Source organism: Ruegeria sp. G5 (assembly GCF_056533365.1).
This window is the reverse complement of sequence record NZ_JBQFOK010000004.1, coordinates 319,030-340,951: the sequence shown is the minus strand read 5'-3', so window position 1 is coordinate 340,951 and position 21,922 is coordinate 319,030. Positions and strand designations below refer to the sequence as shown.

General features: G+C 57.3%; 18 protein-coding genes. 2 read left to right on the top strand and 16 right to left on the bottom strand.

Features of this window, described 5'->3' with window-relative positions; genetic code table 11:
• Positions 1 to 62 precede the first annotated feature (62 nt).
• Positions 63 to 404, top strand: a complete 342-nt coding sequence (locus tag ACR0BD_RS09760) for a DUF427 domain-containing protein (RefSeq protein ID WP_480696077.1) — start codon at positions 63 to 65, stop codon at positions 402 to 404.
• A gap of 6 nt (positions 405 to 410) precedes the next feature.
• Here the strand turns inward: ACR0BD_RS09760 and ACR0BD_RS09755 are convergent, their stop codons facing one another.
• Both ACR0BD_RS09755 and ACR0BD_RS09750 read right to left on the bottom strand, forming a co-directional pair.
• On the bottom strand, positions 411 to 1,736 hold the full coding sequence (locus ACR0BD_RS09755) for a hypothetical protein (RefSeq protein ID WP_480830149.1): 1,326 nt from the start codon (positions 1,734 to 1,736) through the stop codon (positions 411 to 413).
• Between the two features lie 478 nt (positions 1,737 to 2,214).
• Complete coding sequence (locus tag ACR0BD_RS09750) at positions 2,215 to 3,840, bottom strand: PQQ-dependent sugar dehydrogenase (RefSeq protein WP_480830148.1); 1,626 nt, start codon at positions 3,838 to 3,840, stop codon at positions 2,215 to 2,217.
• Positions 3,841 to 4,069: 229 nt separating this feature from the next.
• Between ACR0BD_RS09750 and ACR0BD_RS09745 the strand changes: the two genes are divergently transcribed.
• Positions 4,070 to 5,437 (top strand): DUF3179 domain-containing protein, encoded by a 1,368-nt coding sequence (locus tag ACR0BD_RS09745; RefSeq protein ID WP_480696079.1) that lies wholly within the window; start codon positions 4,070 to 4,072, stop codon positions 5,435 to 5,437.
• Here the strand turns inward: ACR0BD_RS09745 and ACR0BD_RS09740 are convergent.
• From ACR0BD_RS09740 to ftsW, 14 genes are all read right to left on the bottom strand, one after another.
• Entirely contained in the window at positions 5,434 to 7,119 is a 1,686-nt protein-coding gene (locus ACR0BD_RS09740) for a chloride channel protein (protein WP_480696081.1), read from the bottom strand. The genes ACR0BD_RS09745 and ACR0BD_RS09740 overlap by 4 nt on opposite strands.
• A gap of 79 nt (positions 7,120 to 7,198) precedes the next feature.
• The gene (gene recN / locus ACR0BD_RS09735) at positions 7,199 to 8,848 is read right to left on the bottom strand and encodes a DNA repair protein RecN (protein WP_480830147.1); all 1,650 of its coding nucleotides are present in this window, start codon (positions 8,846 to 8,848) and stop codon (positions 7,199 to 7,201) included.
• A 35-nt stretch (positions 8,849 to 8,883) separates the two neighbouring features.
• Positions 8,884 to 9,726 (bottom strand): outer membrane protein assembly factor BamD, encoded by an 843-nt coding sequence (locus ACR0BD_RS09730; protein WP_480696085.1) that lies wholly within the window; start codon positions 9,724 to 9,726, stop codon positions 8,884 to 8,886.
• Positions 9,727 to 9,853: 127 nt separating this feature from the next.
• Entirely contained in the window at positions 9,854 to 10,774 is a 921-nt protein-coding gene (gene lpxC / locus ACR0BD_RS09725; RefSeq protein ID WP_480696087.1) for a UDP-3-O-acyl-N-acetylglucosamine deacetylase, read from the bottom strand.
• Positions 10,775 to 10,987: 213 nt separating this feature from the next.
• Complete coding sequence (gene ftsZ, locus ACR0BD_RS09720; protein ID WP_480830146.1) at positions 10,988 to 12,592, bottom strand: cell division protein FtsZ; 1,605 nt, start codon at positions 12,590 to 12,592, stop codon at positions 10,988 to 10,990.
• Positions 12,593 to 13,341: 749 nt separating this feature from the next.
• Positions 13,342 to 14,676, bottom strand: a complete 1,335-nt coding sequence (gene ftsA, locus ACR0BD_RS09715; RefSeq protein WP_480830229.1) for a cell division protein FtsA — start codon at positions 14,674 to 14,676, stop codon at positions 13,342 to 13,344.
• Between the two features lie 8 nt (positions 14,677 to 14,684).
• Positions 14,685 to 15,686: a cell division protein FtsQ/DivIB gene (locus ACR0BD_RS09710; protein ID WP_480830145.1), complete on the bottom strand. Its 1,002-nt coding sequence runs from the start codon at positions 15,684 to 15,686 to the stop codon at positions 14,685 to 14,687.
• Positions 15,674 to 16,591 carry a D-alanine--D-alanine ligase gene (locus ACR0BD_RS09705; protein WP_480696093.1) on the bottom strand — a complete coding sequence of 306 codons (918 nt, stop codon included), beginning with the start codon at positions 16,589 to 16,591 and terminating at the stop codon, positions 15,674 to 15,676. Before ACR0BD_RS09705 ends, ACR0BD_RS09710 begins: the two co-directional genes overlap by 13 nt.
• Before the next feature lie 110 nt (positions 16,592 to 16,701).
• Positions 16,702 to 17,628 carry a UDP-N-acetylmuramate dehydrogenase gene (gene murB / locus ACR0BD_RS09700; RefSeq protein WP_480830144.1) on the bottom strand — a complete coding sequence of 309 codons (927 nt, stop codon included), beginning with the start codon at positions 17,626 to 17,628 and terminating at the stop codon, positions 16,702 to 16,704.
• Between the two features lie 45 nt (positions 17,629 to 17,673).
• Positions 17,674 to 17,928, bottom strand: coding sequence for a DUF2484 family protein (locus ACR0BD_RS09695; protein WP_480830143.1), 255 nt, complete (start codon positions 17,926 to 17,928; stop codon positions 17,674 to 17,676).
• Complete coding sequence (locus ACR0BD_RS09690; protein ID WP_480696099.1) at positions 17,925 to 18,173, bottom strand: DUF2484 family protein; 249 nt, start codon at positions 18,171 to 18,173, stop codon at positions 17,925 to 17,927. Before ACR0BD_RS09690 ends, ACR0BD_RS09695 begins: the two co-directional genes overlap by 4 nt.
• A gap of 75 nt (positions 18,174 to 18,248) precedes the next feature.
• On the bottom strand, positions 18,249 to 19,658 hold the full coding sequence (gene murC, locus ACR0BD_RS09685; protein WP_480830142.1) for a UDP-N-acetylmuramate--L-alanine ligase: 1,410 nt from the start codon (positions 19,656 to 19,658) through the stop codon (positions 18,249 to 18,251).
• Positions 19,655 to 20,752, bottom strand: coding sequence for a UDP-N-acetylglucosamine--N-acetylmuramyl-(pentapeptide) pyrophosphoryl-undecaprenol N-acetylglucosamine transferase (locus ACR0BD_RS09680; protein ID WP_480830141.1), 1,098 nt, complete (start codon positions 20,750 to 20,752; stop codon positions 19,655 to 19,657). The genes murC and ACR0BD_RS09680 overlap by 4 nt, the downstream gene beginning before the upstream one ends.
• Positions 20,752 to 21,915 (bottom strand): putative lipid II flippase FtsW, encoded by a 1,164-nt coding sequence (ftsW, locus tag ACR0BD_RS09675; protein WP_480696105.1) that lies wholly within the window; start codon positions 21,913 to 21,915, stop codon positions 20,752 to 20,754. The genes ACR0BD_RS09680 and ftsW overlap by 1 nt, the downstream gene beginning before the upstream one ends.
• Positions 21,916 to 21,922: the final 7 nt, after the last annotated feature.

Below are 21,922 nucleotides of genomic sequence, written 5' to 3'. Positions count from 1 at the left end.
CGGCCTGTTACAATACAAGGGCAGAGGAGAGGCCCGAACTACGACAAGGGTTAGGAGAAACGATGACCGAGATCACAATTCGCAAAGCACCGGGCAAATGGGTTGTTCGCTCTGGTGGCGCTATTCTGGGCGAAAGCACGAACGCGCTGGAATTGCTTGAAGGCGATCTGGAACCGGTTATCTACTTCCCACGCAACGATATCGCGATGGCTTTTTTGGACGTCACCGACAAAGTCACGCAATGCCCTCACAAAGGCGATGCCACGCATTTTTCAATCGTCAACAAGTCATCCGTCACAGAAAACGCTGCTTGGAGTTACGAGGCACCGATCCGCGACGTGTCCGATATCAAAGACCATGTGGCCTTCTATCGAGCGGACTCGGTCAAGGTTGAACAGATTTAAGCGCCGTTAAATCACTTCACTGACCAGATCAGCAGTCGCCAGATCGTGTTTCACACGACCAAACGCCTGCGCCATCGAAGTAAGAGTGTGCGGAGGGCAACCGATGTTTTGTAGGCACGAAGCATCAATAACACGCACACGCCCATCGAAAGCCGCCTCGACAACTGTGTCAGCGGCAGTGTTCCGATCACCCACTGTTAAACGGTGGTAGTGAAACCCCTGGCCCGGTGCCGTAACACCCACTGTGGAACGCACCCCTCGAGCTCCAAGCCAAGTCAAAAGGTCCTGAAAACCGGCGTCTTTTTCAGGATTTGGTAAACCTATCGCTTCGATCCTGTCCTCATGGGGGAAATGGCGAAGTTGTACTTCGGTTGTCGGGGTCCAAATTCGCATGGGCTGCACAAAGTCGACCAACCGACCGATGCGTCGTCCACGTAAGTGCGGGCCCAGTCCGAATGTGGCCGTTATCAAACTGATTGGTGCCTGAGAGACGGCGTAAACCGACGCAAACAGCTCACATTTCTCACCTATTTTCTTTTTTAAAGTCAGCGCATTAAAATTTCCTTGCTCCGCATATTTTCGCGGAGACCCCAACGCCCGGCTCAACCACAAGCAATTCATTATATATGGCGCATGGTCCCGAAAGCCGATTTTGGAAACCTGCGGCAAGCTTCTAGCCAAGAGCTTAGCTGTCCCCAATACGCCTGCAGCCAAGAAAACGCGCCGGGCTCGAACTTGAGTACCATCATCCAATTCCAATCGGACCAGTCCCTGAACAGACACCATGCGCAAAACGCGACCCCCTTGGACCGTGACATTTGCCATTTCCTTTAAGCGCTTGTCGACAGCCTTGGCCATAGCACGCAGACCGATATTCGGTTGATCTTTTGTACCATCCAGCAGGCGGGGAACGCTTTTCTCAAAACCTTCTTCCAGTTTTTCGAGGTTTGCACCGCCAACCACTTGTAGATCAGATTGAACGGCATTGCAGGCATCTCGGTAATCTTTCCATGTCTCAAGAAACCGCCCCTTCCCCCAAGGATCTCCACTGTCGTACACCTGTAATTGCTTGCCCCAATAATTGGCCAAGCCACCAATTTCCGCCGCTGCAAACATCGGCGGGGCGTCATCGGATACGTCAGTTCGATCGGCCAGGCATGCAGGCTGTTGGCGTTCATAGGCGACGGAAACAATTTTGACAGGACCATCCTGAAACGGAACCGGCGTCGTTCCCGTTACAACTGCGACTGAACCCGAAAAACCACGCATGGCCGTAAGCGCAGCGTATGCACTGGGCCCGGCGCCGATAAGAACGACGTCAAAAACCTGCATCTCGGCACATCCATTTCAAAACTCGACAACAAGACGCGTTCGGGTCAGGCCAAATATTACCGATAATAATGTTGGTACGATTAAGTTTCACGGCATGACCTCGGTATTGGGTGTCGCCGCTTTCGTGGCGGAAGCACTAAGCCAATCCACGGACTTTACACCGCTCATACGAACCCAGAACCTCGGGCTGACACAAGAAAAAACCATAAGAAACATATCCCATAAACATGAGCTCTCAAGAAGATTCAGATCTTAATTCGTCTATTTATTCAAAATTATTAGTATGTTACGTGTGTGACATCCCAACGAAGAACAGGTCAAAATCAACCCACTCGGCGCATTCAAAAGGTGCCCGTTAATCTTATGTTAATTGAAAATGAACTGATGGATCAAGAAAACTCGATTGCAGAATTGAACAGAGGGGCGCTTTGGCCCCTCTGTCGCCGTTCCTTTGGGCAGTTGTCTACGACTTGATCGACTATTCAGCCTGTTCACGTAGTGAGATCAGAATATCCACGATAGCGTTGATAACATCGGGATCATCCAGAGCGGGATCTGGCATCGAGGTCTCGGCTGCCACAGCTTGTGGGTTGTCCAGAAACGCCACGAGCTGTTCGCGCGTCCATTCGCCGTCAACACTCGACAAAGATGGGGAATAGTCGAACCCGGCAAGACCCGCGATCTGGCGCCCATAGACCTCACCAAGTGGGGGGGCGCTTACACTTGGCAGGACGCCAAATCCATGACACTCGGCACAGCCGTCCAACGCGGTCTCGACTGCGCTTGCTTTGCGTCCTGATAGACCAAGTGCGCCAATTTTCCCGAGCGCGAACTGGAAGCTGGGGTCAAACTCGCCAACTGTCAGACGCAAAACTTTGCGCTGATCAGTCCACAAAGCCAATGTGTCACCGTGCTGATGGACGTATCGTATCCGGAAGCCTAGCGGGATACGCTCTGCAAACAGTATGCTGTCCCCGTTCGTTCGGATGCGGAACAAGCTGTTACCCGACAATGAGCCCGCAACCAGATCGCCATCCCAAGCGGGGTGAAAATCCTCAATCTGCGTAAGCGAACTTACCGCCACTGACGGCAGCCAGGAATAAGCCGGAAGCTCGTAGTCGGGGTGGCGTCCATAGTCCAGCGTATCCGGTAGGGGCAGCTTATTATAACGCGTACCCAGCGAGACCTGCGGCCAGCCATAATCCCCTCCGTCCCGGATCAGGTTCAACTCATCCCCGCCGCGACGACCATGCTCAACGGTCCACACGTTGCCTTCGTCATCCAAGGCAATGCCCTGCATGTTTGAGTGGCCCTGACTGACGACGCGATGATCGCCGGTCGCGAGATCAACGGCGATAACTTTGCCGTACATCTTGTCGGGCAGCTGAGACAACGGAACCGGTGCATAAATCCCGTCCTGCGCGTAGTCACCAGCTGCAAGATACAGTGTTCCGTCCCCGTCCACGCGGAACCGGCCACCAGCCATATGTCCCTGAATCGCCCGCCCCTCCGGGTTAGGTGCAAGACATGGATCGGTGGCAAACAAAATGGTCCAGTCATCTGCGCTGATAGATACATCGCCTGCCGAAGCACCGTTCAAAGGTGCAGTGGAGATTGTTGTTCGATAGCAGTTTTCGCCCTCGACCCATTCGGTAAAGGACACAATCAGGGCATCGTCGACAATGTCCATGTCGTTATATCTGAAATAGAAATGCGCGAAGTTGTAATCCGGGTTCGCTTTTTCGAAATCCAGCATGGCATCCCACCCGTTGGGCGGGGCAGCAATATCCAGACTTTCAGCTTCGTCACCGCTGACCTCGAAGAACCCCCCTTCATGGGTCATTACGACAAGGTCATTGCCAAGGCTGGCCAAGGAACCGCCGCTACCTGCGCGCTCGACAGGAACGTCAAGTTCTTCCATGTTCAACGCGGTAAAGATCGTTTCGACCTGTGCAACGTTGTCGCTCGACCAAACAGGCGCAGAATGCGTAATGCCTGAATGGCTTCTCCTAAGTTCTTCGACTTCAAGTACCAACAATACAACGGACGCGGCTAGCGTCACCATGATGACGGGACTCGTCAGAATCCGCTTGAACACATTCATACCTGACCTCAATTCTAATCTTCGCCACGTTTTCTGGGCGCTGCTTGGGCACATAGAACCCTGAAACCCTTACGGTATCAACCCGAGGGCAACCCAGATCGCGGAACCGGGGTCAAGGAATTTGGATGCGTTGCCATTCGGTCATTCCTCACGCGATCTTCACGGGGCTGTTGAATGCATTTGAGGCGGAACCCATGCACAATGCGCGCAATCATAACCGGAGGATGCCATGTCGATCACCCGCCGCAGTTTCGCAGGACTATTGGGGGCTGCCGCTGCCCTGCCCGGTCCACTTTGGGCACAAAGCGACCCTGTTCTCGAAGCTGTCAGATCCACGCTCTATGCAAGCAACGCTGAATTCGAACGCAGCATGGCTTTTCTGGTCGAACGTGGAAACCCGGATGTGGTCCCTGCTCTTTTGACCGGGATGCGGTTTGGTCGTAGGCGCAGTGATGAAATCGCCGAAGTTATGCGCACTCTGACTGGGGCCAATCTCGGGACCGATTGGTTTGATTGGATGCTTTGGCAGGAGCGGAACCCACAAATTGTTCCCCACCCGTCGCTGATCCCGTTCAAACGCGAAGTTCTTCTTGGAATTGACACGAACTTCGATGATTTCTTGCGCCCCAAATACCTTGAGCGGGATAAGATGAAAATCCGCCTAGAGGAGATTACCTGGGGTGGCGTGCGCAAAGACGGCATCCCGTCTTTGGATAATCCAACCCTGATCCAGGCCTCACGCGCAGACTACCTAAAAGACGACGATCTGGTCTTTGGGGTCTCGATCAATGGGGACGTGCGTGCATATCCGCTCAGGATCATGGGATGGCACGAGATGTTCAACGAGGTGATCGGCGGCGTCCCTGTGGCTTTGGCGTATTGCACCCTTTGCGGGTCAGGGATTTTGTTTGAAACGCAGGTAGCAGGCCGCAGTAAGCCGCTGGTTTTCGGATCCTCCGGATTTCTCTACCGCTCGAACAAGTTGATGTTTGATCGCGAGACACACTCGCTTTGGAATCAATACACGGGCAAACCGGTTGTCGGACCCCTTGTAAACAGCGGGATCGAGTTGAAGCAGCGTCCCGTGGTGATCACCACATGGGCAAGCTGGAAATCATCGCACCCGAATACAAAGGTGCTGTCTTTGAACACGGGCCACCGGCGGAACTATGGATCCGGGGTGGTGTATAACGAGTACTTCTCATCACCCGAGTTGATGTTCCCCGCGCTCGTTGATCAGTCTGAGCACAGACAAAAGGACTACGTTTTTGCCATTCGCCAATTTGGCGCGGCACGCGCTTGGCCTTTGGACGCGTTCAATAATACCCGTGTCATCAATGACGCGATCAGCAACCGTTCCCTGGTTCTGGTCGGCAACCCGAACAAGCGCGCCGTACGTGCTTATGAGCGGAAATCGAACCGGTTCAAGGCCGCTGACGGCGGGCTGGTGGATCAGTCTGGCCAGAAATGGACTATGACCGAAGAGGCGTTGATCGGACCGGATGGAACCCAATTGCCACGCGTTGCCGGACATATTTCTTACTGGTTTGCGTGGGATAACTACCTGGGTGACGCAGCAACGGTTTTTGACGGCTAGGAGTGCTCTTCAGCCGCCGTTGCGGCCAATGCACGGTTATAGGCCTTGAGCGCGTCGATATGGAACAAAGCACCAACCGGATTTTCACACCCGTCTTCGTCAATGACGACGACCGGGATGCAAGGAATGTCATCCCGGTCGAAATAAGGCATCGCAGCCTCTAGCGTGGCACTGGCATTCACGCAGAGGCCCTTTTCGATCAAAGCCATTGCCTCATCCCGGGTGATCGAACGCGCGTCGCCGATGGGGCGCATCACTGCGCCTGCCCTTAGCATCGCCAACAGATACGCTTGCGGGCCAGCCGCCAGATGAACGTCGCGCCTTTCCAACTGGGTCAAAAAGAACGATCTATCAACCAGCCGCGACGCCAACGCAGTCGACATCGAGACCGAGACCATAACGGCCAGACCGATCTGCCAGTCACCGGTAAGTTCAAACACGATCATGGTGGTTGAAATCGGCGCACCAAGAACGGCCGCGGCTACTGCCCCCATCCCTGCAAATGCGTAGAGCGTGTGCGTACCTGAGACGTCTGGTAACAGGCCCGTTGCGATCAGGCCGAATGCCAGCCCTGTCAGCGCCCCCACCATCAAAGACGGGGAAAACACCCCTCCGCCCATGCGTCCGCCCATCGTGATCGCCAAGGCGACAGTTTTGATGACCGCAAAGAGGATCGCGGCAGTTAGCGCCAGATCTCCGGTCAGAGCGCGTATCGTCGTTTCATATCCGACGCCAATAATATGAGGAAACCAGATCGCGATCAGGCCCAGCATGGCCCCGGCCACAGCCGGGCGCAGCCATCCCGGCAAAGACAGGCTGCTTTGAATATGGTTGCCAATATCTTCTGCAAAAAAGATGGATCGCATGAGTAACAGCGCCACCAAACCACAGATCAGGCCCAATATCAGGAAGGCTGGCAACTCCACGTAGAATTGCAGCGACCCAGGCGTTTCCAACGTGAATTCGGTAACGTCACCGTATTCGAGGCGGTTAATCACCGTCCCCGCGACAGACGCGATCACAATCGGGGCGAACGCGTGCACGGCAAAATGGCGAAGAACGACCTCGAGCGCGAATAAAGCTCCCGCAATCGGCGAGTTAAAACTGGCGGACACAGCCGCTGCCACAGCACAGCCCAGCAGATCGCGACCCGTTATGCCATCGGCGTGAATGCGGTTACTGACCCAGGTCGAAATCACCCCGGCCATGTGCACCACTGGCCCCTCTCGCCCGCTCGAACCGCCTGTGCTGAGCGTAACCAAAGAAGCAAAAAGGGATGCGATACCCGCTTTTACCTCGACCCGTCCGTTGGTCAGGGCGGCCCCTTCGATTACGTCGGCAACTGATCGTACACGACCGTCATCGGTGAATTTGTGCAAGATCAGACCCACGATCAAACCGCCGATAATCGGGGTGATCAGAACAACGAACCACGGCAGCTTTTCGACATGGGTGTGCAGCAAAAGGATGTCTTCGGTATCATAGACATAGGCCTGCAATCCACGAATGGCCTTGCGAAACCCCAGCGCCATGAAACCGGCCGCGATTCCGATGGCAAGCGCAATGAACCAGAACTGTATCTGGCTGGGCCCGCGCCGCCGCATCACCCGCCACGCATCCTTCATCGCGGCCAAAGCCTGATTCAGCTGGTTGCGCAGGACAGTGCGGGTGGACTGGGTCATTTGCCCTCGGGGATCAATACATACCCCTTACTAAGCCACGGTGAGTGCAGATAAAAGATGGATCGCGCGTCTGTGAGGTTTATGCGTCCAGCAGAGCACGGGCAGCGGCACGCGCCTCGTCGGTGATGGTATCACCAGAGACCATGCGCGCGATTTCATCCACACGGTCCGGGTCTGCCAACGGCACCACGGTCGACAGTGTCTGCCCTGCCATGACTTGTTTTTGCACCCGCCAGTGATGCGAAGCCCGTGCCGCGACTTGCGGTGAGTGTGTCACCACCAGGACCTGACCACCTTGCGCCAGTGCTGCCAATCGGCGCCCGACAGCATCCGCAGTCGCCCCACCAACGCCCCGGTCGATTTCATCGAAGATCATCGTGCGGTCGCTGTCATCACCCGTCAGGCAGACCTTCAGGGCCAGCAGAAAGCGGCTAAGCTCACCACCCGATGCGATCTTGTTCAGTGGGCCTGACGGCGCGCCTGGGTTGGTCGCAACCGTGAAGGCCACTGCATCTACCCCTTCCGGCCCCGGGTCAGCCTCGGTGATTTCTGTCTGGAACACGGCGCGTTCCATCTTGAGGGGTGCAAGCTCAGCCATTACCGCGGCGTCCAACTGCCCGGCTGCTTTGCGGCGCGCAGCGCCAAGTGCTGCCGCGGCGGCATCATAAGCTGCCTGCGCGGCCTCGACAGCCGCAGTTTGATCAGCAAGGTTCGCGTCTCCGGCATCAAGCCTGTTCAGACGATCCCGCAAGGTATCAGCGAAACTGCCCAATTCATCAGGGGCCACATCATGTTTTCGCGCCTGCGCGCGGATTGCAAACAAGCGTTCTTCGGCGGCTTCAAGCTCTGCCGGGTTGAAATCTAGCGCTTGCAGACAGGCATTAATACCGTCCTGCGCCTCACCCAGTTCGATCATGGCGCGGCCCAACGCTGCGATCGGCTCTTCCAACTGACCCGCGGCGGCATCGGTCACACCATCCAGCCAACGCACAGCGTCCGACATCGCCCCCTCGGCCCCGTCATTGCCCAACAGAGCGAAAGCGCGCGCGACGTCGTCCCGGATGCGCTCAGCACCCTGCATCATACGGCGGCGCGCATCCAGCTCGGCATCTTCGCCCGGTTGGGGGTCCAACTTATCAAGCTCTGCCACGGCATGACGCAAAAAGTCTTCTTCGGCGCGCATCGCGGTCAACGCAGCTTGCGTCTCGGCCAGTGCTTTGCGGGACTTCGATACCTCAACCCAAGCTGAGCGGACCGCAGCAAGCTGTTCTTCAACACCCGCATACTGATCCAGCATGGCCTTGTGCCCACGCGGGTTCAGCAAACCCCGATCATCATGCTGCCCATGCAGTTCGACCAATGTCTCAGACAGCGCGCGAAGCACTTCGCCCGAGCATCGGCGATCATTTACCCAAGCCGTTTTGCGCCCCTCGGCGGTATTTACCCGGCGCAATATCAACTCGTCGCTTGCTGGCAAACCAGCCTCAGCCAGCACTTCGCGGGCCGGGTGGTCGTCATGCAGCTCGAACTCGGCCACGACCTCTCCCTGTGCCGCGCCTTGACGCACCAATTCCGCGCGCCCGCGCCAGCCAAGGACAAAGCCCAACGAATCCAGAAGAATCGACTTGCCCGCACCGGTTTCGCCCGTCAACGCGTTCAGACCCGGTTGGAACGTTAACTCCAACCGGTCGATGATCAGCATGTCGCGAATATCAAGGGCGCGCAGCATCGGGTCTTAGCGTCCCACGCCTGTCGTCATGGCGATTACAACCACTCACCTTTAATCGTCTGGCGGTAAATCTGGCTCAACCAGTTATTGCCACGGCTCTTGAGGTCCAGACCACGAGACGTCAGAAGCTTGTACCCTGCGTCGTACCATTCAGACGACTGGTAGTTGAAGCCAAGGATGGCACCGGCGGATTGTGCCTCATCCACCAACCCGAGCGACAGGTATGACTCGATCAGGCGATAAAGCGCTTCGGCCGTGTGCGATGTTGTCTGAAAGTCCTCGACCACGACGCGAAAGCGATTGATTGCGGCAGTATAGTGATCCTGACGCAGGTAGTAGCGCCCGATCTCCATCTCTTTGCCGGCCAGATGGTCAAAGGCCAGATCAAACTTCAGAACTGCTGACGTGGCATACTCGCTATCGGGATAAACTTCGATCACCGTGCGCAGCGATTGCAGGGCCTGAAAGGTCAACCCTTGATCGCGGCCCACTTCATCAATCTGGTCATAATAACTCAACGCCAGCAAATACTGGGCATAGGCCGCGTCTTCGTCCGTTGGATAGAAATCGATATACCGCTGCGCCGCCGCCCGGCTTTCTTCGTAGTTCTTATCCGAATGGTACGAGAACGCCTGCATTATCAGTGCGCGCTTGGCCCAATCAGAATAGGGATACAAACGTTCGACTTCCGAGAAATACCACGCCGCGTCTTCCGAGCGATTCTGCGACAGCTCGAACTCACCACGCGTGAATATCTGTTCCGGAGTAAACCCCTCAAGGTTTTGGCTGCGGTCCGCACCCGAACCACCGCATGCTGACAAAACTGCTGCCAGAAGAAACGCGCCTGCGATTCTGACTGCCGCCTTGGTGCCACCCATTCCGCCTATCCTTGTCGTAATGCTTGCCGGGGCACGCCCCGAATTGGGCTTTGGTTTAGCACATATAATTCAAAGGCAAAACGCCTTAGTAAGTCACGTTTCGGAATTGTAGACAGAGTTGAACCAATCAGGCGACTTCTGGAATTTCGTTCATTACCAAACCCTGACCCGGCAAACGCGCAGCCTGTTCGGGCGTGCACAACACCGGACGAACCGCCCCGGGTGTTTCAAAAAGTTTGCGCAGCAAGGTATTTGTCATCGCATGACCGGATTTATCTCCGGTGAAGTGACCAAAGATTGGGCCGCCGGCAAGATACAAGTCGCCAAGAGCATCCAGCATTTTGTGACGCACGGCTTCATCCACGTGGCGGAAACCACCCGGTGTCAAAACTTCGTCACCTTGAACGACAACAGCATTTTCAAGCGTCCCGCCAAGCGCCAGACCGTTTTCACGCATAGCCTCGACATCCGTGCGACGGCAGAACGTGCGGCAATCGCTCAACTCACGTGCAAATGAACCGTTCCGCATATCCAGCGTTTTGGTCTGACGACCAATCGCGCTGTCTTCGAAATCGATGTGGAAATCTATGATCAGCCCATCAGCCGGAGCGATCGACGCGCTCGCCCCCTCACGGGTTGCTGTGACAGGCTTGAGGACCTCATACGCCAAAACAGGGCTGGCCTGACGGCGAACGCCCTTGGTCATGATACCGCGCACAAACTCAATCGACGAGCCGTCCATGATCGGGACTTCGGGGCCGTCGATTTCAACAAGCGCGTTGTGCACACCACAGCCCGCCAGTGCAGCCATGATATGCTCGACCGTCGATACAGACACTCCGGCGTCGTTAACAAGGCGTGTGCACAGCGGGGTCCGCTCGACCACGTCGTAGATCGCAGGGATCAGTGCATTGCCCAGCTCGATATCCGTCCGTTTAAACCAGATTCCGTGACCAGCTGCTGCCGGTTTCAGAACCATCGTCGCAGGCTTGCCACTGTGCAGCCCGTAACCTGTAAACGTAACCGGAGATTTGAGCGTATGTTGCAATTTGGGCCTCGGTGAGTGGTGTCCGACCTTTGCTGGTCGTGTTGGTCACTCAGTTAAGGAAGCCAGCGCAAAGGCTCAACTCACTCTTTGCAACCGAATGAAACATGAATGTAACAGATCGGCAAAACCCTGCTTACATTCTGCTATATTGTTGTTTTAAAATTAAAAAGGGCCGCCATGTGGCGACCCTTACAAAGTATTTTGTTACCGTAATCAGTTGGCCTGACGGCGCAAAAAGGCAGGAATTTCGATCCGGTCCTGCTCTGGATCGGTTTCGTCATGTGCCGGAGCGGTCGCGTCTGCCTGACGCATAACCGGTTGCTGGCGCTGCGGTTGGGTCGGTGTATCCGCCGCGTGCCCCGTCATCCGGTCAATCAAACGGTTGAACCCAAAACGCGGGCGATCTGCCTCAGCTTGTGGGGCTGCAGTCGGCTGCGGACGCGGTGCGGCGTAGCCACGATCAGAGGTCGGAACATTCTGAACGGCGGCCTGCAGACGCTGCAGCGCTTCCGGAGAAGGTGTCCCCGCAACAGGTTGCGCCTGTGGAGCGGTATAGCTTTCCGCTGGCGCTTCGATCGGTTCCGGTGTCGGTTCAAACTCAGCTACACGCGGCTGGTACGCTGGCGGCGGCAAGTCATCATCCTGTTCAGCCATCGGCTGGAATTGCGGCTCGACCGGTTCGTCAGCGGTCTCGAACAAAGACGGCTCACGCGTCGCTTCGACCTGAGGTACCTCTTCTGGCTCAGAAAAAGCAGCGGGTAGGTCATCCTGCACGGGCTCTTCCGCCGAAACAGTGCGCGTCAACGGAGCCGACATGGAGCGGCGCGCAACCGGAACATCTTCGGTCTTTTCGGTGGCGTCGATACCGGTGGCGACAACAGAAACGCGCATGCCGCCTTCCATGGCCGTGTCTAGGGTGGAACCGACGATGATGTTGGCCTCGGGGTCCACTTCTTCGCGAATGCGATTGGCTGCTTCGTCCAGTTCGAACAGGGTCAAATCGCTCGAACCGGTGATATTGATCAGAACGCCCTTTGCACCCTTGAGACTGATTTCGTCCAACAGCGGGTTGGCAATTGCTTTCTCGGCGGCCTGAACTGCGCGGTCCTCGCCGGTGGCTTCGCCGGTACCCATCATCGCCTTACCCATCTCATCCATCACGGCACGGACATCCGCAAAGTCGAGGTTGATCAGGCCGGGGCGAACCATCAGATCGGTCACGCCTTTGACGCCTTGGTACAGAACGTCATCCGCCATCGAGAATGCTTCGGTGAACGTGGTCTTTTCATTTGCAAGGCGGAACAGGTTTTGGTTCGGAATAATGATCAGCGTGTCGACGACCTTTTGCAGCGCCTCGACGCCGTCTTCGGCCTGGCGCATCCGTTTGGCGCCCTCGAACTGGAAAGGCTTGGTCACAACGCCGACGGTCAGCACACCAAGCTCACGCGCGGCCTGAGCGATGATCGGCGCGGCACCTGTGCCCGTGCCCCCGCCCATCCCCGCGGTGATGAAGCACATATGGGCACCGGCCAGGTGATCGACGATCTGTTCGATGCTTTCTTCGGCGGCGGCGGCACCTACGGTGGGACGGGCACCGGCACCCAAACCCTCGGTCACTTTGACGCCCAACTGCACTCGAGCCGAAGACTGGCTTTGCTGCAGGGCTTGTGCGTCGGTGTTGGCAACTACGAAATCTACGCCATCCAACTGTTTTTCAATCATGTTATTGACAGCGTTGCCGCCCGCGCCGCCTACGCCAAATACCGTAATCCGAGGCTTCAGTTCGTCGTGCCCGGGCATCGAAAGATTCAATGTCATGCTTCTGTCCGCCTGTTTAATTGACCCGCCAAAGCGGTGTTTTTCTTACCTATCCTTAACAAAGGATACCGACCGAAACCGCAAAGGTCACGCCAAAAATCGCGGGATTCCACAAAATATGGAGGAATTAAGGCGTCCCAACGCGGGATTTTGCATTGATTGCCAGATGTTGCGGAATGAACTCAAACCACCACAAAAGGTGCGATCACCCCGGCACGATTGATGGGCGTGTCACGCTTGAATTTCACCGATTCTGGTATGCGGAAAACTGCTCGGGTCCTCACGCAATGCCTCTGGCGGGCTTTGTGGATATCTTGGCGGATTTCGCTTGCAGCCGCAAGGGTTTTCTTCAACCAATAGGGGTACTTGGACAGTTCAGACCGTCATCTGATACACCCCTGACTTCTTGTATTTCCGCGTTGCTAAAAGTCGCCAGCCGAACCATCAGTCGACCTTCGTATAAGAACGGCCACCAACACACGGGCAATCCGTCAGAATCATCGTCGTACAGAAAACAAACTTTCCCATCAGGGGTTGTAATCTGCCCGTAGACACAACCCCTGCCCTCCATACGCCAAACTGAGAGACTCGGGCTAAGGAACTCTTCAGTCCCGACAAGCAACCCGCTGGGATAGTCATGGAACCTGACTGTCTTGCCCTGCACGGCCTCAAGGAACGCTTCGGGTGTGATCCGCGTCTGAGCACCAGCCGCGAGGGGAATCACTGCGACCATGGCCGCAAGCAGCGCCCTACCAGTTGTCACGGAACCAACGCACGGCGCGTTTGAAGGGGCGTGCCGCGTATGTATCGACCGGGATTTCGAAATCCCACCATTCGTCCTGCGGGTGCGCGGCAAACAGGCTGAGACCAACCGCAGATGAAAACCCAGGTCCTGTTGCCGATTGCGGCAAGCCATGAACGCGCAACGGGCGACCCAGTCGGACACGCTGTCCAAGGATTCGGGTCGCCAGACCGTCCAGCCCCATAATCTGGCTACCACCACCCGTCAGAACGATTTGCTGGCTGGGCATATGGTCAAACCCTGCGGCATCCAGACGAACGCGGACTTCTTCCAGTATTTCCTCGACCCGAGGGCGCATGATTCCGATCAATTCGGCCCGGCTGACTGTGCGCCGATCATGTTCCCAATCACCTGTATCCCCACCAATATCAATCAGATCACGATCATCGGCGCCGGTCGCATGAACCCCACCATTGAAGGTTTTTATCCGCTCGGCCACGTTGGCTGGCACACCCAACCCCATTGAAATGTCCGAGGTCACATGATCACCACCCATACGCACGCAATCGGCGTAAATCATGTGCTTTTTCATAAAGATAGACACGCTGGTCGTACCACCACCCATGTCAATGCAGGCTGCGCCCAGCTCTTGCTCGTCTTCGACAAGCGCGGAAATACCTGAGACATAGGCCGAGTTCGCAATGCCCGCCAATTCCAGATCACACCGTTTGATGCACCGAATGATGTTCTGGATCGCGACCGCATCCACGGTCAGCATATGCATATCAACGGCCAGCGACTGCCCCATCTGACCACGGGGATCGATCAGCCCTGAACGGTTATCCAACGCAAAGTTCACGGGCTGGGCATGCAGAACTTCGCGGCCAGCCCCATAATCCGGCACATCGCACGCGTTGAGGACGCGCCCGACCTCGGCTTCGGTTACCACCTGCCCTTCCAGATCGACCTGCGCATCCAGACCATAGGACCGAGGATTGGCCCCAGAAAAACTGGCGATGACATGGTCGACCCGCATATCCGCCATCTTCTGCGCCGCTTGCAGAGCGGTGCGAATCGCGCGCTCAGTCTCTTGCATGGCGGTAACTTCGCCAAATTGCACACCGCGCGACCGCGTTGTGGCCGCGCCGATAACCCGAAAGCCGGTCTGTCCCGCCAAGGACCCGATGCTGTTATCGTCGCTCAAGCGGCCAGCACCATCAAACCGCAGCACAAGACAGGCAATCTTGGAACTGCCGACGTCCAGAATGGCTACAACACCGCGTTGCATTGCCTGCCTGCGCATCTGCCGCATGGCCCGTTGGGACTGATAAAGATCGGTCATCATGGTCGTTACTGCCCGCTACTCACATCTACTTTTGTATTCCACCAGTCTTCGCTGGCGGCTTTGGTCATTCGAATGGTCGGTCGCTGCCCAAGGCGCATGTCGACCACGGCCACGTCGCGTTCCAGAAGGTCCTGCACCTCGTTCACCGCCAACACGCGTTCAAGCGCGCGAACGGGCCGTTCCGTCGGCAGCATGATCCGCTGCCCCCGGTCCAGAACCAGATCCCAACGGCGCTCGCCAATGCGAACCAATCCCCGAACGCGCCCGCCCAAACTGCGCGCGGTGTTCAACAAGGCCAGCGCTTCGGCCACGTGACCGTCTGCGCCCCTGCCCGCAATCAAAGGCAGATTGGCGTGGTCTTTTCGGGACGCTATGCGCTCGACATGTGCGCCGGTTTCGTCCAGCAATTCGGTGCCGCTTCGGGTGCGCCAAACAACAACCGGCTCACGCTCGACCACGTCCACCTGAAGAATGCCGCCGGGCCGAACCCGCACGGTTGCGGATTTGACAGGGTCAAGCCCCGTGATCGTATCGCGGATTTGTTCCGCATCCAGATCCCACGAACTGATCGGGAAATCCAACGGTACAACTTCGCGAATGTCTTCGGAGAGGTTAGCGCTGGCACCATCAATCGCCATCAGGTTGACCATAAACTCGGGGCGTTGTTGGATCGATGTCTTAATGTCGTTCACATAGGCGACTACCGCTTCGCGTCGTTCTTCAGGGCTGAAATACCCCCCAAGTGCCAGACACACGGCAAATACAGGCAGCCCGTATTTCAAACCGCGCCGGACACCGGGTGTCAGCATCCATCGCTGCAGGCGATAGCTTAAACGCGACGGCGCAGGATCAAAACGCCGGGACTTGCGCCCAAACAGCTTAACGCCGCTTAACCGCAATTTGGGTTCAACGTTCCGATCATCACCCGAGGCGAAATCCGCGTCCGGACCGGACAGAGGTTTGCTCCGGTGGATGACAGGGGCTCGGGTCGCTCTTAGCGGTCGCATGATGCGTCCTCCACCATCCAGGCGCACAGCTGACCAAATGTCATACCGCAGTGTTCGGCCTGTTCGGGCACCAGTGACGTTGGCGTCATGCCAGGCTGAGTGTTGGTTTCCAGCAAAAACAGGCCATCCGCGCCCATGCTGTCATCCCAGCGATAGTCGGTGCGGGACACGCCGCGACAGCCCAGAGCGTTATGCGCTTTTACCGCGTAATCCATGCAGCGATCGAAGATGTCCTGCGGAATATCCGCAGGCAATACATGCCACGACCCACCGGGCTTGTACTTGGCATCATAATCATACCACCCGCCATCGGTCATGATTTCGGTCACGGTCAGCGCGCGATCACCCATAACGGTGACGGTCAGCTCGCGCCCGGCCACGTATTTTTCGACCATGATGTGCTCTGGCATGTCATCAGACAGTTGGGGCGGCCCGTTGGAGCCTTCGTGCACGATGTAAATGCCGACGCTGGACCCTTCGTTATTCGGTTTTGCCACATAGGGTGGCTCCATCACGTGAACCTCGACCACCTCGATTTTGGGGACGATCACGCTGGGCACGATGGGCAGGCCCTCTGTCTGGTAGATCTCTTTGCTGCGCTGTTTATCCATCGCCAGCGCCGAGGCCAGGACCCCGGAATGTGTGTACGGAATCCGCATCCATTCCAGCAGGCCCTGCACACAGCCATCCTCGCCCCAGCGACCGTGCAGAGCGTTGAAAACCACATCCGGTTTGATATCCAAAAGGCGCGCATAAAGGTCGGGGCCGGCGTCCAGCTCGACCACTTCAAAGCCTTCTCCCACAAGGGCGGCCGCGCATTCGCGCCCAGAGCTGAGAGACACCTCGCGTTCCGCCGAGGGGCCACCCATCAATACCGCCACTTTCGGGGTTGTCCTGCTCGACATTCCCACTTCGTGCGCCTCAATGTCCCCGGACCTTATGTGGTGGTCCGTACTGCGTTATGCCTTTGATCCGTCGCCTGAATTTGCCTGATTATGGTCTGACGGCCGGGGCTTTATTCTTTCAGCGGATCGCCGACCCGCATGATTTCCCACTCTAGCGTGATGCCGCTTGTTTCGTAAACCTTTTTTCGCACCTCTTCGCCCAGACCTTCGAGGTCAGCGGCCGTTGCGGCACCCGTGTTTATCATGAAGTTCGAGTGTTTTGGGCTCATCTGTGCGCCGCCGACGGTGGCCCCACGCATTCCCGCGTCGTCGATCACTTTCCACGCCTTCAGGTCGTGCACATCATCGGCCTTGCCGGTCGACGAAAACCCGGCCGGATTTCGAAAGGTTGACCCCGCGCTGCGGTCCTTGGTCGGCTGCGTTTCATCGCGTTTTTGCAATTGCGCCGCCATTCGCGCGTGCAGTTCATCGGGATCACCGGTAGGGCCTGCGAAAACGGCAGAAACCAACACAGCACCTTCTGGTAAATCAGATTGGCGGTAGCGGAAATTGAGGTCCTGAGGACGTAGGTCCACAAGTTCGCCCTGCCGCGTCACAATCGTCACTTTACGAAGCACGTCTGCAGTATAGCTGCCATAGCAACCTGCATTCATCTTTACTGCCCCACCGATTGATCCGGGAATGGTGCGCAAAAAGGTCAGGTCAACACCCGCATCCGCCGCCTTGCGCGCCACATGCGCGTCCAGAGCAGCCGCGCCTGCCGTAACGGTATCACCGTCGACCTCGATGCCGTTGAAACCGCGCCCCAACCGGATGACCACGGCACGCAGCCCGCCGTCACGCACAATCAGGTTCGACCCGACGCCCATCGGAAAGACCCCGATGTCGGAGGGCAATTCGCGCAGGAAGTCCTGCAAGTCCTCAAGATCAGCAGGCTGAAACAGATAGTCCGCCGGCCCTCCGACGCGAAGCCATGTCAAATCGTTCAAAGGCCGGTTTTCCGAAAGCTTGCCGCGCGGAGAAGGAAGAATAGTCATGCGCGCTAGATCGCGGATTTAATCTGCCAACGCAAGCTGTATCCTTTATTGCGAAGGCCCCAGAACACGGCGCAGCCAACGGCCAAGGTAAATCACGGGCCAGCGCAGAACAGACATTCCCATCGCCAGAACCAGTAACCCGATCCACGGGCCGTTCTGCAACGTGACATACCCAAGGATCGGAATGCCAACGGCGATCAGAAAATAGGCGCGTCTCCAATGATTGTCTTTGCTGGGGATCATCGCCAGCACATTTGCAGCGATCCCCCAGATGGCAGCCAAAGCGATGGACCAGTTCATTCCTCAACCTCCTGCCCCGACCAGCGGCGCCAATAATAGCGGATCGGATTGCGGAACATCGACGCGAAAGCGGCAAAGGCCAAAACCGAAAAGAACCAACCGAAGTCATACCCCAGCCAAACGATCAACGCCGGCGCGCTTACAAATAATACAACTCCGGGCGGGAACTGCAGACGCATCGGTAGCATCGCCACGATGGTCGAGGCGATGACCCACAGGCCTGCAAACACTACCGAATTAACCACGCGCCTCTCCAAGGACATTGATGCCAAAGCAACAGGAACTCTCTTGCAGATTTCACGTCAAGAGAGGTCAAAACCCTACACCGCCCTCTTCCGCTGCAACCGTTCGGGCAGACCGTTCGCCCACGCGCTGATGGTGCCAGCCCCCAGACACACAACGATATCCCCGGGGCGTGCTTGTTCGCGGACAAGGCGTTCGAGATCATTCTCATCCAGCAGCGCCCGGGCATGGCGATGGCCGTGTCGGATCAAACCCTGCACCAGATCATCCCGCGATGCGCCTTCGATCGGGTCTTCGCCCGCAGCAAAGATATCAGCGATCGCGACAACATCCGCGTCATTGAAGCAGGTGCAAAAATCATCAAACAAGTTCGAAAGGCGTGAATAGCGATGCGGCTGGTGCACGGCGATGACCCTTCCATCCGAAGCCTGCCGCGCGGCTTTTAGCACGGCCGAGATTTCGACGGGGTGATGGCCGTAATCGTCGATGATAGTGACGCCATCGACCTCTCCAACCTTGGTAAAGCGGCGATTGACCCCTCCGAAATTGGCCAGAGCCTCTCGGATCTCAGACGTCTTCATGCCCAGATGACGGGCCACGGCCACCGCAGACAACGCGTTCGAGACATTGTGGTCGCCCGGCATCGGCAGGGTGCAGCCTTCGATCACCTTGTCTTCGTATTGCAGGTGAATGTCAAAATGCGCGACGCCGTTTGCGTAGGTAAGGTTTTCCGCGCGCACATCGGCCTGCGCGTTGAAACCATAAGTCCGCACACGGCGGTCGGTTATCCGACCAACCAGGGACTGCACTTCGGCATGATCGGTACAGCAGACCGCCAACCCGTAGAACGGCAGGTTCGAGACGAACTCATGGAACCCGTCACGCAGTTTGTCGAAATCGCCCCAGTGCTCCATATGCTCGGGGTCGATATTGGTGACAATAGCGATGGTTGCCGGCAGCCGATTGAACGAGCCGTCGGATTCGTCTGCTTCGACCACCATCCATTCGCCCTGCCCCATCCGTGCGTTGCTGCCGTAGGCATGGATGATACCGCCATTGATAACGGTCGGGTCAAAATCACCGGCCACCATCAGCTCGGCCATCATTGTGGTGGTGGTGGTCTTACCGTGGGTTCCCGCGATCGCGATGTTGGATTTCAGGCGCATCAGCTCGGCCAACATATCAGCGCGGCGGACAACAGGCAGGCCCTGCGCGCGCGCTTCGTCCAATTCGGGATTGCCCGGTTTGATCGCGGTTGAGACAACGACCACAGCGGCGTTTTCCAAATTCCTGGCGTTCTGGCCTTCGAATATTTCTGCACCCAGAGACGCCAGGCGGTCCGTGATCTTTGATGCTTTCAGGTCGGACCCTTGCACCCGGTATCCAAGGTTCAGTAGTACCTCGGCAATACCTGACATCCCAATCCCACCGATCCCAACGAAATGGATCGGCCCAACGTCCTGCGGCAGTTTGGTTGCTGGGTTCATGTGTCCTCCTTCTGCGCGAGGTCTTCAACAAGCGCCACCAGACGTTCTGTTGCGTCAGGAGCGCCGGTCGACAGAGCGGCATGGGCCATTTTCTGGGCGGCTTCGGGGTTGGTCAAAACCGTGGTCATTTGCTGCGTGAGCGAAGAAACGTCAAGCAGGTTTTCGGGGATCATGATGGCACCGCCTGCCTGCACTAATCCGCGCGCATTCGCGGTCTGATGATCGCCTGCAGCCGCTGCAAATGGGATCAGGATCGAGGGCCGCCCGATCACCGAAATATCGGCGACACTGGACGCGCCCGAGCGAGAGATCACAAGCTGCGCCTCAGACATGCGGCGCGGGACGTCATCGAAAAAGGGCAGGACTTCGGCTTCTATTCCATGATCAGAATAAAACGCCTTGACCCGTTCACCATCTTCGTCTCGAGCCTGATGCGAGACGCGGATATTGTCACGCAAACCTTCCGGCAAAGCCGCCATTGCGCCCGGCACCACATCGCTGAGGATACGCGCGCCCTGACTACCGCCCATGACCAGAACAGACATTGGATAGTCACCGGGCGGGATAAAGGGGGCGCCCGCGCGCTCTAACACGGCGGCACGAACCGGGTTTCCCGTGTGGATACCCTGCGCCCCGTCAGGCAAGTCCGTCTGCCAGACGCCACAAGCGACCTTGGCGACACGCTTCGCGAACACCTGATTGACGCGTCCCAGAACACCGTTCTGTTCGTGAATCATGCGGGGCAACTTCAGCATAGTCGCAGCACCCAGCGCCGGGATGGACGGGTAGCCGCCGAAACCCACAACCACGCTGGGTTTATCCCTCATCATCTGACCGGCCATTGCCGCCACCCCAGCCGCAATCTTTGGCCCCACCATGACTTTGGCCGCCAAACCCCCACGCGCGAAAGTGGCCGAGGAAGCCTCGACAATCTCGGTCTCTTGGGGAAATGCGCCGGTGTAGCGCGCACCGCGCGGATCAGTCGACAAGCGCACACGCCAACCTTTTTGCAGCATCGCTTCGGCCAGCGCCTGCGCCGGGAACATGTGGCCCCCGGTGCCGCCAGCTGCAATCAGAAGATAGGGTGTTCCCATCAGCCTCGTCCGCGCAGAATATCACCAAGTTCGCCCTGAGGGCGTGTGCGTGTAAAAGCCAGCAGCATCCCAACTGCGATGCCCCCGGCGATCAGCGATGAGCCGCCGTAGCTTACGAACGGCAGCGTCATGCCTTTTGCAGGCAGCAGTCGTACAGCGACACCCATGTTGATCATCGCCTGCACGCCGAACATGCAAGCCAGACCAGTACCTGCCAAACGGATGAACATGTCCCGCTCGCGCATCAGGCGCAGCAACGAGCGCACAACGATCAGCGAATACAGCGCAATGATGATCAGCACCAGGATCAGGCCGTATTCTTCGGCTGCTACAGCGATGATGAAGTCTGTATGCGCATCAGGCAGAGACCACTTAACCTGCCCCTCTCCAACGCCAACACCGAACAGGCCACCTTCGCGAATGGCGTTTGTTGCATAGCCCAACTGTGTGGTCGGGTCGACTTCTTGGTTCAGGAACCCGTCAATTCGGCGCGCGAAGTGCTCGGAATTGGAATAGGCGAACATGCCGCCCAGAACGACTGCACCAGCCATTCCCACCAACAGCAGCATCGGCGCACCTGCCACGAAATACATCACGCCCCATCCGAACAGGATCAGGCAGGCTTGGCCGAAATCCGGCTGCAAAACCAACATCGCTACGATGGCCATACACAGGGCAAAGGACCACAACCTTCCCGGGGGGCCGTTGATCTCTTGCGACGCGGCTAGCAACCATGCCGCCACGACGATAAAGCCGGGCTTCAAAAACTCGGACGGTTGAAGAGACGCAAACCCCAGCGAATACCAGCGCACAGCGCCCTTGCCGAAATCCGTGCCAAAAACAGGCAGAAAGGCCAAAGCGACGAACGCCGCTAAAAAACCCAGCACAGCCAGCCGCCGCACAAGTGTCGGCGACATCATCGAGGTAAACAGCATCGCCAGCAAAGCCAGTCCACCGAACATGGCCTGCCGTTCGACATAGTGGAACGGGTCGAACCCATTGCGCCCAGCCAATGGCGGCGACGATGCCAGACCCAGCAAAAGCCCAATGACAAAAAGGATCAGAACGCAGGACATGGTCCAGCGATCAATCGTCCGCCACCACTTTGGTAGAATCGGTTCTCCGCGCTGGTCCTGGACCGCGCCATACACCATCTCAGTCATGAGATAC